The organism is Thermobifida alba (assembly GCF_023208015.1).
GTDB lineage: Bacteria > Actinomycetota > Actinomycetes > Streptosporangiales > Streptosporangiaceae > Thermobifida > Thermobifida alba.
In genome coordinates this window covers 4,023,228-4,037,383 of sequence record NZ_CP051627.1, presented here as the reverse complement: position 1 = coordinate 4,037,383, position 14,156 = coordinate 4,023,228, and the positions used below count along the sequence as shown (strand labels likewise).

Sequence of the window (14,156 nt, the reverse complement as noted above, 5' to 3'; positions counted from 1 at the left end):
TCCCGTTCCCTCTCGAACCAGTCCATCGCCTCGTCCACCCCGCCGAACACCATGGGACCGACCGGCAGGTCGGCCTCGGGAAGGGGAACCCTGTGGAAGGCGGGCAGGACCACGCGGTGCCCGTTGTCGACGCTGCGCAGATACCAGAGCAGCACCCGGCGCAGCACCCGTTCGCGCTCGTCCGGCTCCTCGTCCCGTTCGGCCCGTTCCGCCGCGTACAACCGCAGCAGGTCGTGCAGCCGGTAGCGGTCGCGGCCGACCTCGGTGACGAGGTGGACGCGGGCCAGCCGCTCCAGCATCCTCCGCGTCCTCGGCACGGTCGTCCCCGCCAGCACCGCGCAGGCGGGCACCCCCGCCTCCGCACCGGGATGCAGGCCCAACCGCCGGAACAGGCGGGCCGCCTCGGCGTCGAGTTCGTTGTAGGAGGCCGTGAAGACGGCCCGCACGTCGCTCAATTCGTCGTCCTCGGTGCGTAGTGCGTCCAGGCGTTCCCTCTCATCGTCCAGTTCGGCGACGAACTCGGCGAGCGGCGCACCCGGGCGGGCGGTGACGCGTTCGGCGACGATCCGCAGGGCCAGCGGCAGGAACACGCAGTGCCGCACCAGCCGCCGCGCCGCCTCACGCTCGGCGTCGACCCGTTCGTCACCCACGATCCGCCGCAGCAGCACCAGCGACTCCTCCGGGGTGAGCGCGTCCAGCACCAGCCGCCGCGCCCCCCTCCCGCGCGGTCAGCCCGGGAAGGCTGTTCCGGCTGGTCACGATCACCAGGCAGTGCGGCGAGGCGGGCAACAGCGGACGGACCTGGTCGGCGCTGGCCGCGTTGTCGATGAGCACCAGCATCCGCCTGCCGTCCAGCAGCGACCGGTACATCGCGGCACGGCCGTCGAGGTCCGCCGGTATCCGGTCGGGGGCCACGTCCAAGCCGCGCAGCAGGGTCTCCAGTGCCTGCGCGGCCTCGACTCTGGGCCCGGGACCGTACCCGCGCAGGTCCACGTACAGGTCGCCGTCACGGTACCGGGCCCGTTCCCGGTGCGCCCAGTACACGGCGAGCGCGGTCTTGCCGCCCCCGGGCGCCTCGGCGATGGTGGACACGGTCACCGGCCGGACCGGCTCGGACGGGTCGTCGGCCTCCCGGGCGAGCGCGTCCAGCGCGGCGAGCTGGGCTTGGCGGTTGACGAAACCGCGCATGGCGAGCGGCAGTTGGCGGGGTACGGGAGGACCGGGGGGTTCAGGAACGCCGACGTGGACGCCGCCGTGGACCACCCCGGCCTGGACGACCGCTCCGGCGTCGCCCGTGATCTCGTTGTCGGTCATCAGCCTGTCGGGGCGGGGGACATGGTCAGGAGCCGGTCCGGGCCGGCCGCATGAGGCCGTCGAAGCCGGCGGCGTACTCGGCGAACGGCACGGACAGGTGGACGGCCTGGTCGCGCCAGGCGTTGGCCTGGACGACCTGTTCGGGGTCGTCGACGAGTTCGGCGGACACGAACGTCCCGTCGTCGGCGTAGTTCATGCGCACCAGGACCGAGGAGTCGAACAGCCAGTAGTCGAAGCGCGGCAGTCCGTCGGGCCACTGCCCCTCCGGTACGGCGGCGATCCGCACGTCCTCCCCCGCCGCAACGGTGTGGCGGTATGCCCACGCGCATTCGAAGCGCACGTAGTCGGAGAGCGGTTCGGTCACCACGTGGACCCGGTGGAACCGTTTGCCCGCGCGGACCCCTCGGGCGACCCGGTCGGCCCAGCGGGCGATTCCGGGGAACTCGCCTCTCGCCTCACCCGCCTGGAACCGGGCGAACTCCGCCATCTCGTACGGCACGCCGTACACCTGGAGCGCTTCCAGCCGGTAGGCGGTGTAGCGGAAATCGTCGAACAGCCGTTGGAATTCCGGGTCGCTCAGCGACGTGAAAATCGTGCCCACCGCGGTTTTCTCCGCCGTTCACCGGTCGGCCTGGTACCGCTGGAGCGCCCCGATCAGCACGTCGGGGCTGATGCGGACGGCGGTCTCTCCGGGCAGCGGGTTCTCCAGTTTGGCGAGGTCCTCCGAGTCGAGCTGCACGCCCTGGACGACGAGTTCCCCGGTGTCGGCGAGGTAGACGCTGGGGCAGCCCTCCGCGCCCGATCCCCCGTCCTTGTAGAGCATCGTCAGTTCCATCCGGCCCTCTCCTCGGCTGGGGACAGTTGTCGTCGCGAAGCCATTCCCGGAAATGGTCCCGGATAATCTCCGACCATGATCTTGACAAAAACGGGCCATTTTTCGTGTTCCACTCCCCGATGGCGTCAAGATCATCGCGGGGTTTTCCACAGGGTGGGGACAGGGTGGGGCGCGCATCCCGGGGTGGCGCATTCTCCGGGACATGGCACACTCCAGAAAGGTCCCCTCCGTTCTGCTGTCCGGGCCGTTCCGGGGCAGCGAGGTCTGCCGGGCCGGGCTGCTCACCCGCGACCAGCTGCGCAACCGGCGCTGGCGGCGGCTCCTCACCGACGTCTACGTCTCCGCGGACCTGCCCGACACCCCGGAACTGCGGTTGCGCGCGGTCCAACTGGCCGCTCCGCCCGGTGCGGTGGCCAGCGGAGCCACCGCCGCCTGGCTGTACGGCGCCGACCTCCTCGACCGTTCACCCAGGCCACCTCTTTCCAGGTGCGCGACGCCTTCCAGCGGTTCGGGGAACGCGACCTGCCCGGCCCGTGGGACGGCGACCACGAACGCTTCGACCCGAAGTCGCGCGGACCCCGCGACCGCTACCTGGTGGGCATGCTCGGCCCCCGGCACCACGCGCCCCGGCGCGGCGAGTCCGCCATCACCCCCGACACCTCCGCCGGTGTCGCGGGTGAAGCACGCGGCGAGGAGGGCGCGGAACTGCCCGAGGTGCTGCCCGCACAGCCCCTGGGCCGCCTGTGGGCCTCGTCCATGGGACTGTCCTGCCGCGTGGCCGCCGACACCGACGGGCTCGTGGTCACCGACGGGTTCTCCGCGCTGTGGGAGCGGGGCCGCCTGGACCTCACCGTGGAAGCGGTGGTGTGCGAGGCCCGCTTCGCTCCGCTGTTCAGCGACGGGGAACTGGAGGTGGCCCGCAAGCGCCTCAGCCAGTTCGGATATCCCGTCGACGGCGCCGCCTGACGCTCAACCACGCTCTTGACGCCAGGGCCACACTCGGAGACCGAGTATGACCCTGGCGTCACTGTGGTTGTCGGTTACTGGTGGCCTTCGACGATCGCGCGGAGTGCGGCGATGTGGTTGCGGTAGGCGGTGCGGCCCTCGTCGGTCAGGGACAGCCACACCCGCTGCCGGGTGTCGCGTACCGCGCGGTGCTGGCGGACGTATCCCGCGTTGACCAGGACGCCGACGTGCTTGCTGAGCACCGAGGCGCTGACGCCCAGCTGCTTCTGGACGGTGGCGAACTCGACCTCCTCACCCACGTCCAGCAGGGCGCAGATCCGCAGCCGGTTGGGGGCGTGGATCGTGTCGTTGAATCCAGAGGTGGCGAGGTCGGTGTCTTTCATGCCGCCCTCCGCGCCTTTCGCCGCAGGATGAGGTCGATGCCCACGATCACCGCCACGTTGACCGCGGCGGCCAGGCCCCACACCCACACGCCGTAGGTGTCGGCGAGGAAGGACCCGCTCATCAGTCCGGCGATCACGATCACGGTGCCCACCAGCAGAAGCGTGATCTCGACCGTGCCGAAGCGCACTTCGGCGTTGGGGCTGCGGCGGGAGGCCCACACCAACGCGCCCAGGCCCAGCGGGCCGCCCAGGAGGGCGATGGTCTTCCAGTCGATACCGACGAGCGCGGACAGCGGTACGGCGCAGAAGAACGCGGCGATGATCGCCGTGGTCCACCACGGGTTGAGTTCGGCGTAGTAGGAGGACCGGGTCTGCTCGACATCGCGGAGGGCGGCCAGGGCCTGCTCGGGGGTGGGTTGGGGGGAGGTGTTCTGCTCTCTTTCCATGCCGGAAAGTCAACCACTCACTTTCCAACTTGTCAACTCAAGAGTTTCCATCTTGGAAACGGCGAGGGTTCCCGTCCGCCCGGTGCCGCCGCCGTGGTCAGTAGCGGTCGCCGCGCAGGACCGCGTCGGCTCCGCCGTCGACGTAGAGGACCTGGCCGGTCATGAAGGAGTTGTCCGGGCTCACCGTCCACTCCAGGGCCGCGGCCACGGCCGCCACCGGGCCGGGGAAGCCCATCGGCTGCGGCATCATGGCCTGCGCTGCCTCCCTGGCCGCCGGGTTGTCGAGGATGGCGGCCCGGGGGTGGCGGTGTCGACGACGCCGGGGGCGACCGCGTTGAGGGTGATGCCCGCGCCCGCCCAGTCCGCGCTCGGCGCGGTCCGGCGCACCCAGAGGTTGAGCGCGCGCTTGGTCGAGTTGTCGACGGTCATCATCCGTTCGGGGTCCGTGGTGTCCGCCTCGGCGACGGCCGCCTCCTCGTCCCCGGCGAGGCACGCGTCGACGATCGCGTCGTTCACGGCGATGGCGCCGCCCAGCGAGGAGACGACCACCGCCCCGGGCCGGTCCCCGGCGGCGAGCAGCGGACGCAGCCCCTCCAGGCAGGCGACGGTGCCGAAGTAGTTGAGGCGCACCGCGGTGGCGAGGGGCAGGGCGACCCCGGCCACGGCCAGCAGTCCGTCGACGGCCCCGCCCGACGCCTCGGCCACTCCGGCGACCAGCGCCCGCCGCCCCTCGGGGGTGGTCAGGTCGGCGTCGACGTCGCTGTCGCTCAGGTCGCAGCGGATCACCCGGGCTCCCGAGGCGGTCAGACGCGCGACGGCGGCGGCCCCGATCCCGGAGTTCGCCCCGGTGACAACGTAGGTACGGGTCATGTGTCTCGCTCCTGTGGCCCGTGCTCCGGGATGCCGCGGTCCGTGGCGGCGGTGGCTCCGCCTGCCTTCCGACCAAGCATGCGTGGCGCGCACCGGCCCATCAAGCGGGATTCGCGGACCGCGAAGGCCGTACCGCGCCCCGGGAAGCGCGGGGGCACCCCGCGACCACGGTGCGCACAGGGCTACGCTGCGGTCTCGCGCCGTGGGAGACGGCGGTGGAGCACCGTGGAGGAGCAATGGGGGAGTTCATCGGATTCGAGTCGGACGGCCCGGTGCGGCACATCGTCCTCAACGCGCCGCAGCGGCTCAACGCGCTGGACCGGCCGATGCTGGCGGAACTCGCCGAGGCGGTCCGCACGGTCGCGGCCGACGAGGCGGCGCGGGCGCTCGTGGTCAGCGGCGCCGGCCGGGCGTTCTGCGCGGGAGCCGACGTGACCAGCCTGTTCGGGGACACCACGCGTCCGCCCGCGGTGATCCGCGACGAGCTGAAGCAGGTGTACGCGAGCTTCCTCGGCATCGCCGACCTGACCATCCCCACGATCGCCGCCGTGGGCGGAGTGGCGGTCGGCGCCGGGGTGAACATCGCGATGGCCTGCGACGTCGTCGTCGCGGGACCGCGTGCCACGTTCGCGATCACCTTCGCCGACATGGGCCTGCACCCCGGCGGCGGGTGCAGCTGGTTCCTCACCCGCCGCATGGGCGGCCACCGGGCGCTGGCCGCCATCCTGGGCGCGGAACGCATCGATGCCGAGGAGGCGTTCCGCACCGGCCTGGCCACCCGGCTGGCGGAGGACCCCGTCGCCGAGGCGCTGGAGCTCGCCCACCGCTACGCCCAGCGCGACCCCGCCCTGGTCAGGGACATGAAGCGGGCGGTGCGCATGGCGGAGACCGCCGAACTCGACGCCGTGCTGGAGTTCGAGTCGTGGGCGCAGGCCTCGTCGGTGAACTCGCCGCGCTTCCAGGAGTTCCTCACCGAGTTCGTCGAACGGAAGAAGAAGTAGCGCGGCGCATCCGGCGCGGGACGGCCCTCCCCGAGCCGTCCCGCGCCGTTTCCCTTCCCCCGGTCAGTCGGCGACCGCGACCGTGCTCCCCGCTGTGCCGCGGGCGAGGTGGCGGCCGATCACCAGGCGCTGGATCTGGTTGGTGCCCTCGAAGATCTGCATGACCTTGGCCTCGCGCAGGTAGCGTTCGACCGGGAAGTCGCGGGTGTAGCCGTAGCCGCCGAGGACCTGTACGGCGTCGGTGGTCACCCGCATCGCGTTGTCGGTGGCGACCAGTTTCGCGATGGACGCCTCCGCGCTGTAGGGCAGGCCGTGGTCCCTGAGCCGGGCCGCGCGCAGGGTGGCCGCGCGGGCGGTCTCCACGGCGGCGGCCATGTCGGCGAGCAGGAACGCCAGGCCCTGGTGTTCGATGACGGGCTTGCCGAAGGCGGTGCGCTGCCGGGCGTAGTCGACCGCGGTGTCCAGGGCGCCCTGTGCCAGGCCGGTGGCCACGGCGGCGATGCCCAGCCGGCCGGAGTCGAGTGCGGACAGTGCGATGGGCAGGCCCTGGCCCTCGGCGCCGATCCGCTGGTCGACGGGGACGCGGACGCCGTCGAAGCGCAGCATCGTGGTGTGCGACCCGGTCAGTCCCATCTTCCGTTCGGGGCGGTCGGCGCTCAGGCCCGGGGTGTCGGCGGGGACCAGGAAGCAGGAGACGCCGTGGGAGCGGTCCTCGCCGGTGCGGGCCATGACGGTGTAGAAGTCGGCCTGTCCGCCGTGGGTGATCCAGGACTTCACGCCGTCGATGACGTAGTGGTCGCCGTCGCGTCGGGCCCGGGTGGTCATGGCGGCGGGGTCGGATCCGGCGTGCGGCTCGGACAGGCAGTACGCGCCGAGCAGGTCGCCGCCGAGCAGGTCGGGCAGCCACCGCCGCCGCTGCTCCTCGGTGCCGTGGACGGCCAGGGCGTGGCAGGACAGCACGTGCACGCTGACGCCCACGCCGACCGACGCCCAGACCGCCCCGATCTCTTCGAGGACCTGCAGGTAGACCTCGTAGGGCTGGCCGCCCCCGCCGTACTCCTCCGGGTACGGCAGGCCGAGGACGCCCAGTCCGCCGAGTGTGCGGAACGCCTCACGGGGGAAGCGTTCGGCCTCCTCGGCCTCGGCGACGTGCGGAGCGAACTCCCGCCGCGCCACCTCCCGGACGAGTCCGACCAGGTCGGCGGCTTCACGGGACGGCATCAGGCGTGTGACGGTCATGATCCCACCCTCGTACTCTACTCAGTACCAGAGTACTGATTTGGGTACCGAAAAGACAAGATCGGTACCCTGGAGCGCATGCCTGCCCTCCAGAACCTGTCCGAGAAGACCCGCGCGCGCCGCGAGGAGCTGCTCGACGGTCTGCGGCGCCTGTTCCTGGCCGAGGGATTCTCCGAGTTCAGCGTGAGCGACATGGCCGAACGCCTGCGCTGTTCCAAGAGCACCCTGTACCTGGTGGCGCCGAGCAAGGAACAGATCGTGGTCGCGGCGGTGCGCTCCTACTTCAAGAGGGCGGCCGAACGCATCGAGGCCCGCGTCACCGAGTCGCGGGAACCCCAGCGGCTCGCGGTCTACCTGGAAGCCGTCGCCTCGGAACTGGAACCGGCCTCGGAGCGGTTCTACGCCGACCTGGCCGCGTTCGCGCCCGCCAACGAGGTCTACCAGGAGAACACGCTCGTGGCGGCCCGCCGCGTGCGGGAACTGGTCGCCGAGGGCGTGGCGGCGGGGGTGCTGCGCCCGGTGAACGCCGCCTTCGTGGGGTCGGCGGTGGCCCGGGTCATGACCGGGATTCAGGACGGCACGATCAAGGCGGCCACCGGGCTCGACGACGCCGAGGCCTACCGCCACCTGGCCGACCTCGTCATGGCCAGCCTCACCCGGGAGCCGGCCGACCCCCGGGGCTGACCCCCGCCCCGGGCTCGCTTCGGGGGAGTTCGGCGGGGCGAGGTGTCTCCACTCCGGCTCTTGGAGCGTCTCGGCGGCGGGCCTCTCCCGCGGGGACCGGGCGGGAGTGCTCCGACCGGTCGGCCGCCACGGCGGGACTGTTCCGCCGTGCCCCCGGTCGGTGGAGGCGCCCCGCTGCGGTCGGGGCGCCGTGATCGGTCAGCGCATGGGCGTCTCGTCGACGACGATGTCGAACTTGACGTCCCCGTCCTCGACACTGGTCGCGGTCACGGTCACGCCGTAGACCCCGTCTCCGCTGTCCAGTTCGCAGCGGACCTCCGCGCCGACCCTGGCGGGCAGGTCCTCCGGGCAGGTGACGCTCTCAGGATGCTGGCCCACCTCGGCCGCCAACTGGGTCTCCACCACTCGGGCGAGTTCCTCCCCGTCGACGCTCGCCGACCCCAGGCTGAAGCTGAAGCTGCACGCCCCGGAGAGGAGCAGCGCCGTCGCCGCCGCCATCCCGGCGGCGCTCCGCCGAACCACAGTGCGCATCCGTCCTCCTTTCGCGCGGGCCCGTCTCTCGTTCCCGCACCCTTTGGATGGACAGACCGCGTGGTTCGTTCCCCCGGGAGCGACCATCGCCGAAAAGAGTGGTGGTGACACGCCTCGCTTGCGCCGGCCGCGGCGGAACGGTGCGGCCGGGTCACCGCGGCCGGAGCAGTGCGCGGAGCACGTCCGGGGAGGCCGCGATCCGCTCCCGCGCCTCGGCGGGGACCGCGCCGCCCACCGGGTCCTCGACCTCGCCCGCCCAGCGGTGCAGCACCTTGAGCGGGCTCAGCCCCTCGCGCGCACACCGGGCGATCCGGTCCGTCCAGAAGCGCTCTGCCGGACCGCCGACGGCGTCCCGCGTGACGAAGCCCGCCGCGTCCTCGGCTTCGGCCGCCCACAGACAGCCCAGCAGCACCCCCTCGCGGACGATCGGGAGGTAGCGCACCGGCGCGTCGGTCGAGGCCGCGTAGCGGCGGGGGGTTCCGCCTCCTCGCGGGGGCGGGGGAGTCGCCGGGGCGGGAGCCGTTCCGTCGGTCCGTGCGGTCAGGTCGTCCACCAAGCCGTCCACCGGTCCTGTCTCTTTCGTCCGCTGATCCGGGGACGCGACCGGGTCGGTGCGGGAGACGCTCGCCCGTTCTCGGTCCCGCCCGCCCTCTTCTGCCGACCGGGGTCTCCCGGCCGCCACGGCAGCGTCCCCTCCACCGACAACAAGGACAGATTTCATCTGGCGTCGAAGATGGGACTTCGTCGGCAAATCCTGTCCAGGAAGTGAAACACTACCAGATTCGACCTGATTGGCTCCCCATCATGGACAGAATCCGACAAACCCTGTCGTAGTGGACATTTCTCCAAATCAGGAGCGATTCAACCGCCCACTCCGTCCGTCCACGGAAAGGCCACGGGCACCCCCCACTCTGCCCCTTCTCCGCAGCGCCCCCTCTTTTCTGCCGTCACCGGCGGCCGTGGCCGGAATTCCAGCGCGGGAACCCCTCCCGGCCGCACGCCGCCTTCCGGCGCACCGGCTCCCACCCCTCCCCGGGAAAGCAATCCTGAATTTATGCCGAGAATCCTCATCCTGTTCTGTCCCATCCCGACCGCCACTACTAAGTTATTTCGTGAGACCTCCCAGGAGAAAAGAGAAACTGTTTTCATTTTCACTGTCCGGGGGCAGCACAAAGGCCACGGGCGGGTCCCGCCTGGCTGGCGGGTCCGCCCGTGGCCCTCTCCCCCCTGTCTCCCCCCTCGGGATGGCTCCTGGATGGTCTCAGGTGTCGGGTGTCCGACAGCGGCGCACCGGAGCGTCAGGGCGGCCGAGCCACGCCGCCTGCTCCTCGGGGGGCACCGTCCCTCCGCAAAGCCCCCGGGCCGGGCCGTCGAGCCGCAGCCGCCGCGAGGGCGCCTCCCCCGCCTCGCGTCGCAGCCTGCGCGGCCCGTGCCCGTGCACCGCGGACTCCCCCGCCGTCCGCGCGGTGACGGCCGCTGTCGGGCCGCCGGCGCCGTCCCTTCGCGTCCCCGCCGCCCGGCGGGCAGCGGCACCGGAAGCGTCCCGGTGCGGCCGGGGGGCGTCGGGGCCCTCCCGGCCGTCACCGATCCGGAGCACGGCCGGCACCTCGCAGCAGAACCGCTGCGGCCGGACCTGCGCCCCGGCGGTGCGGCCCCGCCGGACGCCCCCGCCCCACGCCGGGCCCGGAGCGCCCCCCGCGACGAGTCGCGCAAGCATTCGGCGGTGTTCGCAGACCACCATTTCGCTTCCCCTCGCCTCTGGCTCTCCGGACACGACGACACCCGTTTCGGACGGCGGCGGCACGCGCACTCCCCTCCGCCGTAGCGAAATTCTAAAAATAGAACATCTTGTTTCGCAGGGGGTTTGCTCAGGTTCCCACTGTCTCGATCAAAAAAAATCGGGCTTTGAGCGCAAAAAGCACTAAAAGTTCATCAATCAGAACGCTGCTCTGCTTATTGTCGTCGTCCCAAACCCCGAACCAGACGGGAAGAAACCGGGCCCCGCGTCGAACGCCCCGGCCCCGTGACCGAACAGACGGCGGGGCGGGGACCCGAACGGTCCCCGCCCCGCCGTCTCACCTCCCGCCCGGAACGGGCGGACCGGGCCACTGGGACGGGAACCCGCTCCCGCCCCCGCCGCGGAACTACAGATACGGTCCCGAACTGCCCTGCACGCGCCCCTGCGACTGCTCGCCCTCCCCGTGCTGGTGCAGTCCGGCGGGCAGCGCCCGGCGCATGTTCTCCAGTTGGGCACGGGCCGCCATCTGCTGGGCGAACAGGGTCGTCTGGATACCGTGGAAGAGGCCCTCCAGCCAGCCCACGAGCTGCGCCTGCGCGATGCGCAGCTCGGCGTCGCTGGGCGTCTCCCCGTCGGTGAACGGCAGGGAGAGCCGCTCCAGCTCCTCCACCAGCTCCGGCGCGAGCCCGTCCTCCAACTCCTTGATGGAGCTGGCGTGGATCTCCTTCAGCCGGGCCCGGCTCGCCTCGTCCAACGGGGCGGCCTTGACCTCCTCCAGCAACTGCCGGATCATGCTGCCGATCCGCATGACCTTGGCGGGCTGCTCGACCATCTCGGTGACGGGACGGTCCTCCGACTCCTCCTTGTCCTCACCGGACGAGACGGGAGGCACGGTCGTCGGTCCTCCCGGTCCCAGCACCAGGACCTGGGGCTGCTGTTCTTCCTGACTGGGTCCGTTGTTCATCGCATCTCCCACCTTGCGGCTGTTGACGTTTGGAGACACTACGCCGATATTTCACGGTGAGTGCTGTGGATCGGTGACGAGCAGGATCTTTCCGACATGCTCGCTGGCCTCCAGCACGCGGTGCGCCTCGGCGGCCCGGCTGAGCGGCAGCACCCGGTCCACGACCGGTCGGATCGTCCCCTTCTCGACCAGGGGCCACACCTGTTCCGCCACCTGTGTGACAATCGCGGCCTTCTCCTCCAGGGGACGCGACCGCAGCGTCGCGGCGTGCACGGACAGCCGTTTGACCAGCATCCGCCCCAGGTCGAGCTCGGCCCTGCGCCCTCCCATGAGACCGATGACGACCAGCCGTCCGCCCACCGCGAGCGAACGGAGGTTGGCGTCCAGGTAGCTGCCGCCCATGATGTCGAGCACCACGTCCACCCCGCGGCCGCCGGTCTCCTCCCGCACCCGTGCCGCGAAGTCCTCGGACCGGTAGTCGACGGCGACGTCCGCGCCGAGTCGGCGGCAGCGCTCCAGCTTCGCCTCGCTGCCCGCGGTGGTCAGCACACGGGCGCCGAACGCGCGGGCCGCCTGGATCGCGAAGGTGCCGATGCCGCTGGCGCCGCCGTGCACCAGCAGGGCCTCCCCCGCACGCAGCCCGGCGGTCAGGAACACGTTGGCCCACACCGTGCAGGCCACCTCGGGCAGGGCCGCGGCCTCGACCAGGCCGACCCCCGCCGGGACCGGCAGCACCTGGCCCACGGGAACCGCCACCAACTCGGCGTAGCCGCCGCCGCTCAGCAGCGCGCACACCTCGTCGCCGACCCGGTGGCCGGAGTCCTCCGTGCCGGGGCCGAGCGCGACGATACGGCCGGAGCACTCCAGCCCGAGGTACTCGGAGGCGCCGGGCGGCGGCGGGTAGTGCCCCTGCCGCTGACTGATGTCGCCCCGGTTGACCGCCGTGGCCGCGACCTCGACGAGAACCTCCCCCGGCCCCGGCTCGGGGTCGGGCACCTCCCGCCAGTCGAGGTTCTCGGGGCCTCCGGGGGCACTGACGACTATCGCTCGCATGAAAACCACGCTACCCACCCCCGCCGGAACGGGGTCGGGGCGTCGGACTGCACCGGGACGGGGGGATCGCTCCCTTCTCATCTCACGACCGCTGGTTCTATCGTTGGTGCCCAGGTACCTGAAGAGCACGGAGGCGGCGCGCCGCCTCCACCGGTGGAGCAGCCGAGTACCACGCATGCCCGGTACGGTCTGCGGAGTGTCCTGAGGAGTGGCGCGGTGGCCTACGAAGAGCACGACGGTTCCGAACACTTCGGTGCTCGTTCGCCGCGCTCGCAGCACGGGGATCCCACGGTCGACGCCGAGCCGGGAGAGGACCGCTACGAGGAGTCCGACGAGTGGTTCGGCGACGACGACTTCGACCTGGACCTGATCGCTCCCCCGCCGCCCTACGCCCAGCACCCGGCCCCCGACCCCGGTCCGTCCGCACCGCTGCCCCCGGCCCCGCCGCCTCCCGGAGAGCGTCCGCGCACCGACGTCGCGGGGCACGGCCCGCTCGACCCGCAGCCCGCGGCCGCCGCGCCGCGGCCGCCGGAGCCGTTCCCGGAGGAGCCCCCGTCCCCGACGCACCCCGGGCCGGGCCCGTCCGTCCCGTCCGCCGCCCCCGACCCCGGTCTCCCGCACCCCGGAGCGCGCCCGGACGCCGAGGCGGCGCCGTCCGCCGCCTCCCGACCGGCCGGACCGGACGACGCCCCGCAGCGGGGCCCGGCGGACCAGGACGCCGCCGCGGAGCCCCCGGCCCCGTCCGCGCGATCGCGGTTCGGCCGCAACCGGCCGCAGCTCCGGCAGTTGCTGGAGGAGTCGCAGCAGCGGTCCGCGCCTCCCCCGCCGCCGGCGGAGGACGTTCCCGAACCCGAACCGCTGCCTCCGTTGGACCTCCCGGAGTTCCTCCCCTCGGCGTCCCCGGGACCGGAGCCGTCCGCTCCGGCGTGGCCCGCCGGTCCGAGCGGCCCGCACCCCTCGGTGCGGGCGGAGGAGCGCCCGGAGCCGCGTCCCGCCGACCCCGTCCCCCACCGGGCCGCTCCGGCGTCCCCGCCCCCGCCTCCCGCCCCGCCGCAGCCGCCGGCGAGGCGGGCGGTCACCCCGCCGGGCGGTGTCGCCCCGCCCGTGGTGACCCCCGGCCGGGAGTGGAGCGGCGGCCACCGCACCGGAACCGCCTCGGGGTGGCGGCGGGCCGTGCGGTCGCTCACCTTCGGTCTGGTCACCCCGGGCGAGTCCCGGGCCGGACGCCGCCGCCAGGAACTGATCAGCCGGGCGTGCACCCACGTGGTGGGCGGGCACCACCGGGTGGCGGTGCTCTCCCTCAAGGGCGGGGTGGGCAAGACCACGACGACCGCCGCCCTGGGCTCCACCCTGGCGTCGCTGCGCGGCGACCGGGTGCTGGCCGTGGACGCCAACCCGGACCGGGGCACCCTGTCGGACAAGCTGCACCTGGAGACCCCGACGACCATCCGGGACCTGCTCAACGAGAAGGACACGATCTCCCGGTACGCCGACATCCGCGCGTTCACCTCCCAGGCCCCGTCCCGGTTGGAGGTGCTCGCCTCCGACCAGGACCCCGCCGTCTCGGAGGCGCTCAGCGAGTACGACTACCGGGAGGTCTCCCGGATCGTGGAGCACTTCTACTCGATCACGCTCACCGACTGCGGGACCGGTCTGCTGCACTCGGCGATGCGCGGCGTGCTCGGCCTGGCCGACCAGATCATCGTGGTCTCCACCCCCTCGGTGGACGGTGCGCGCAGCGCGTCGGCCACCCTCGACTGGCTGGACGCCCACGACTACGGCCCGCTGGTGCGGGGCGCGGTGGTGGTGCTGTCGATGGTGCGCCGCAACCACCGGTCCAACGTCGACCTGCAACGCCTGGAGGAGCACTTCGCCTCCCGGTGCCGCGCCGTGGTGCGCGTCCCGTGGGACCCGCACCTGGAGGAGGGGGCCGAGATCCACCTGGACCGGCTCCACCCGACGACCCGCGACGCCTACCTGGAGCTGGCCGCCACCGTGGGAGAGGCGTTCGCCTGGCCCCGGTGACCGCCCGCCCCGGGCGGACCTCCCGGCGTGTATGGGCGTGCGACACGGCGCGGCCGGAGCCCCCGCCGCCGGACACTCTCGGCGGGCGCGGACGTGACCTGGCGCAG

At 72.5% G+C, this 14,156-nt stretch carries 16 protein-coding genes; 4 read left to right on the top strand and 12 right to left on the bottom strand.

The window, feature by feature from the left end:
• Nucleotides 1–642: 642 nt before the first annotated feature.
• Genes FOF52_RS17975 through FOF52_RS17965 form a run of 3 tightly spaced genes read right to left on the bottom strand, consistent with a single transcriptional unit; the run spans nucleotide 643 to nucleotide 2,149 of the window.
• The gene (locus FOF52_RS17975) at nucleotides 643–1,314 is read right to left on the bottom strand and encodes a hypothetical protein (protein WP_248591082.1); all 672 of its coding nucleotides are present in this window, start codon (nucleotides 1,312–1,314) and stop codon (nucleotides 643–645) included.
• A 25-nt stretch (nucleotides 1,315–1,339) separates the two neighbouring features.
• Nucleotides 1,340–1,915 carry a DUF6879 family protein gene (locus FOF52_RS17970; RefSeq protein ID WP_248591081.1) on the bottom strand — a complete coding sequence of 192 codons (576 nt, stop codon included), beginning with the start codon at nucleotides 1,913–1,915 and terminating at the stop codon, nucleotides 1,340–1,342.
• Between the two features lie 18 nt (nucleotides 1,916–1,933).
• Complete coding sequence (locus FOF52_RS17965) at nucleotides 1,934–2,149, bottom strand: hypothetical protein (protein ID WP_248591080.1); 216 nt, start codon at nucleotides 2,147–2,149, stop codon at nucleotides 1,934–1,936.
• A gap of 486 nt (nucleotides 2,150–2,635) precedes the next feature.
• Between FOF52_RS17965 and FOF52_RS17960 the strand changes: the two genes are divergently transcribed.
• The gene (locus FOF52_RS17960; RefSeq protein WP_248593982.1) at nucleotides 2,636–3,115 is read left to right on the top strand and encodes a hypothetical protein; all 480 of its coding nucleotides are present in this window, start codon (nucleotides 2,636–2,638) and stop codon (nucleotides 3,113–3,115) included.
• A gap of 74 nt (nucleotides 3,116–3,189) precedes the next feature.
• Here FOF52_RS17960 and FOF52_RS17955 read toward each other — a convergent pair whose 3' ends face one another.
• The 4 genes from FOF52_RS17955 to FOF52_RS17940 all read right to left on the bottom strand — a co-directional run bounded on the left by FOF52_RS17955 (nucleotide 3,190) and on the right by FOF52_RS17940 (nucleotide 4,814).
• Nucleotides 3,190–3,498 (bottom strand): transcriptional regulator, encoded by a 309-nt coding sequence (locus FOF52_RS17955; protein ID WP_248591079.1) that lies wholly within the window; start codon nucleotides 3,496–3,498, stop codon nucleotides 3,190–3,192.
• On the bottom strand, nucleotides 3,495–3,944 hold the full coding sequence (locus tag FOF52_RS17950; RefSeq protein ID WP_248591078.1) for a hypothetical protein: 450 nt from the start codon (nucleotides 3,942–3,944) through the stop codon (nucleotides 3,495–3,497). Before FOF52_RS17950 ends, FOF52_RS17955 begins: the two co-directional genes overlap by 4 nt.
• Before the next feature lie 97 nt (nucleotides 3,945–4,041).
• The gene (locus FOF52_RS17945; protein WP_248591077.1) at nucleotides 4,042–4,194 is read right to left on the bottom strand and encodes a hypothetical protein; all 153 of its coding nucleotides are present in this window, start codon (nucleotides 4,192–4,194) and stop codon (nucleotides 4,042–4,044) included.
• Nucleotides 4,191–4,814, bottom strand: coding sequence for an SDR family NAD(P)-dependent oxidoreductase (locus FOF52_RS17940; protein ID WP_248591076.1), 624 nt, complete (start codon nucleotides 4,812–4,814; stop codon nucleotides 4,191–4,193). Before FOF52_RS17940 ends, FOF52_RS17945 begins: the two co-directional genes overlap by 4 nt.
• Before the next feature lie 236 nt (nucleotides 4,815–5,050).
• On the opposite strand from FOF52_RS17940, the gene FOF52_RS17935 reads away from it, so the two are divergent.
• Entirely contained in the window at nucleotides 5,051–5,815 is a 765-nt protein-coding gene (locus tag FOF52_RS17935) for an enoyl-CoA hydratase (protein ID WP_248591075.1), read from the top strand.
• 63 nt (nucleotides 5,816–5,878) lie between these two features.
• On the opposite strand, the gene FOF52_RS17930 is transcribed toward FOF52_RS17935, so the two are convergent.
• Complete coding sequence (locus FOF52_RS17930; protein WP_248591074.1) at nucleotides 5,879–7,054, bottom strand: acyl-CoA dehydrogenase family protein; 1,176 nt, start codon at nucleotides 7,052–7,054, stop codon at nucleotides 5,879–5,881.
• A gap of 78 nt (nucleotides 7,055–7,132) precedes the next feature.
• On the opposite strand from FOF52_RS17930, the gene FOF52_RS17925 reads away from it, so the two are divergent.
• On the top strand, nucleotides 7,133–7,738 hold the full coding sequence (locus FOF52_RS17925; protein WP_248591073.1) for a TetR/AcrR family transcriptional regulator: 606 nt from the start codon (nucleotides 7,133–7,135) through the stop codon (nucleotides 7,736–7,738).
• Between the two features lie 198 nt (nucleotides 7,739–7,936).
• Here FOF52_RS17925 and FOF52_RS17920 read toward each other — a convergent pair whose 3' ends face one another.
• The 4 genes from FOF52_RS17920 to FOF52_RS17905 all read right to left on the bottom strand — a co-directional run bounded on the left by FOF52_RS17920 (nucleotide 7,937) and on the right by FOF52_RS17905 (nucleotide 12,024).
• On the bottom strand, nucleotides 7,937–8,269 hold the full coding sequence (locus FOF52_RS17920; protein WP_248591072.1) for a DUF4333 domain-containing protein: 333 nt from the start codon (nucleotides 8,267–8,269) through the stop codon (nucleotides 7,937–7,939).
• A gap of 151 nt (nucleotides 8,270–8,420) precedes the next feature.
• Nucleotides 8,421–8,834 (bottom strand): hypothetical protein, encoded by a 414-nt coding sequence (locus tag FOF52_RS17915; RefSeq protein ID WP_248591071.1) that lies wholly within the window; start codon nucleotides 8,832–8,834, stop codon nucleotides 8,421–8,423.
• Nucleotides 8,835–10,413: 1,579 nt separating this feature from the next.
• Complete coding sequence (locus tag FOF52_RS17910) at nucleotides 10,414–10,971, bottom strand: bacterial proteasome activator family protein (protein ID WP_248591070.1); 558 nt, start codon at nucleotides 10,969–10,971, stop codon at nucleotides 10,414–10,416.
• A gap of 51 nt (nucleotides 10,972–11,022) precedes the next feature.
• Nucleotides 11,023–12,024 carry an NAD(P)H-quinone oxidoreductase gene (locus tag FOF52_RS17905; RefSeq protein WP_248591069.1) on the bottom strand — a complete coding sequence of 334 codons (1,002 nt, stop codon included), beginning with the start codon at nucleotides 12,022–12,024 and terminating at the stop codon, nucleotides 11,023–11,025.
• 216 nt (nucleotides 12,025–12,240) lie between these two features.
• Between FOF52_RS17905 and FOF52_RS17900 the strand changes: the two genes are divergently transcribed.
• The gene (locus FOF52_RS17900) at nucleotides 12,241–14,049 is read left to right on the top strand and encodes a MinD/ParA family ATP-binding protein (RefSeq protein ID WP_248591068.1); all 1,809 of its coding nucleotides are present in this window, start codon (nucleotides 12,241–12,243) and stop codon (nucleotides 14,047–14,049) included.
• The last annotated feature ends 107 nt before the right edge of the window (nucleotides 14,050–14,156 follow it).

What these genes read in the sequence shown, in the direction of transcription:
- FOF52_RS17955 (WP_248591079.1), bottom strand. Translation starts at nt 3,498, where the DNA reads ATGAAAGACACCGACCTCGCCACCTCTGGATTCAACGACACGATCCAC.
- FOF52_RS17950 (WP_248591078.1), bottom strand. Translation starts at nt 3,944, where the DNA reads ATGGAAAGAGAGCAGAACACCTCCCCCCAACCCACCCCCGAGCAGGCC.
- FOF52_RS17965 (WP_248591080.1), bottom strand. Translation starts at nt 2,149, where the DNA reads ATGGAACTGACGATGCTCTACAAGGACGGGGGATCGGGCGCGGAGGGC.
- FOF52_RS17930 (WP_248591074.1), bottom strand. Translation starts at nt 7,054, where the DNA reads ATGACCGTCACACGCCTGATGCCGTCCCGTGAAGCCGCCGACCTGGTC.
- FOF52_RS17910 (WP_248591070.1), bottom strand. Translation starts at nt 10,971, where the DNA reads ATGAACAACGGACCCAGTCAGGAAGAACAGCAGCCCCAGGTCCTGGTG.
- FOF52_RS17935 (WP_248591075.1), top strand. Translation starts at nt 5,051, where the DNA reads ATGGGGGAGTTCATCGGATTCGAGTCGGACGGCCCGGTGCGGCACATC.
- FOF52_RS17905 (WP_248591069.1), bottom strand. Translation starts at nt 12,024, where the DNA reads ATGCGAGCGATAGTCGTCAGTGCCCCCGGAGGCCCCGAGAACCTCGAC.
- FOF52_RS17920 (WP_248591072.1), bottom strand. Translation starts at nt 8,269, where the DNA reads ATGCGCACTGTGGTTCGGCGGAGCGCCGCCGGGATGGCGGCGGCGACG.
- FOF52_RS17940 (WP_248591076.1), bottom strand. Translation starts at nt 4,814, where the DNA reads ATGACCCGTACCTACGTTGTCACCGGGGCGAACTCCGGGATCGGGGCC.
- FOF52_RS17945 (WP_248591077.1), bottom strand. Translation starts at nt 4,194, where the DNA reads ATGATGCCGCAGCCGATGGGCTTCCCCGGCCCGGTGGCGGCCGTGGCC.
- FOF52_RS17975 (WP_248591082.1), bottom strand. Translation starts at nt 1,314, where the DNA reads ATGACCGACAACGAGATCACGGGCGACGCCGGAGCGGTCGTCCAGGCC.
- FOF52_RS17925 (WP_248591073.1), top strand. Translation starts at nt 7,133, where the DNA reads ATGCCTGCCCTCCAGAACCTGTCCGAGAAGACCCGCGCGCGCCGCGAG.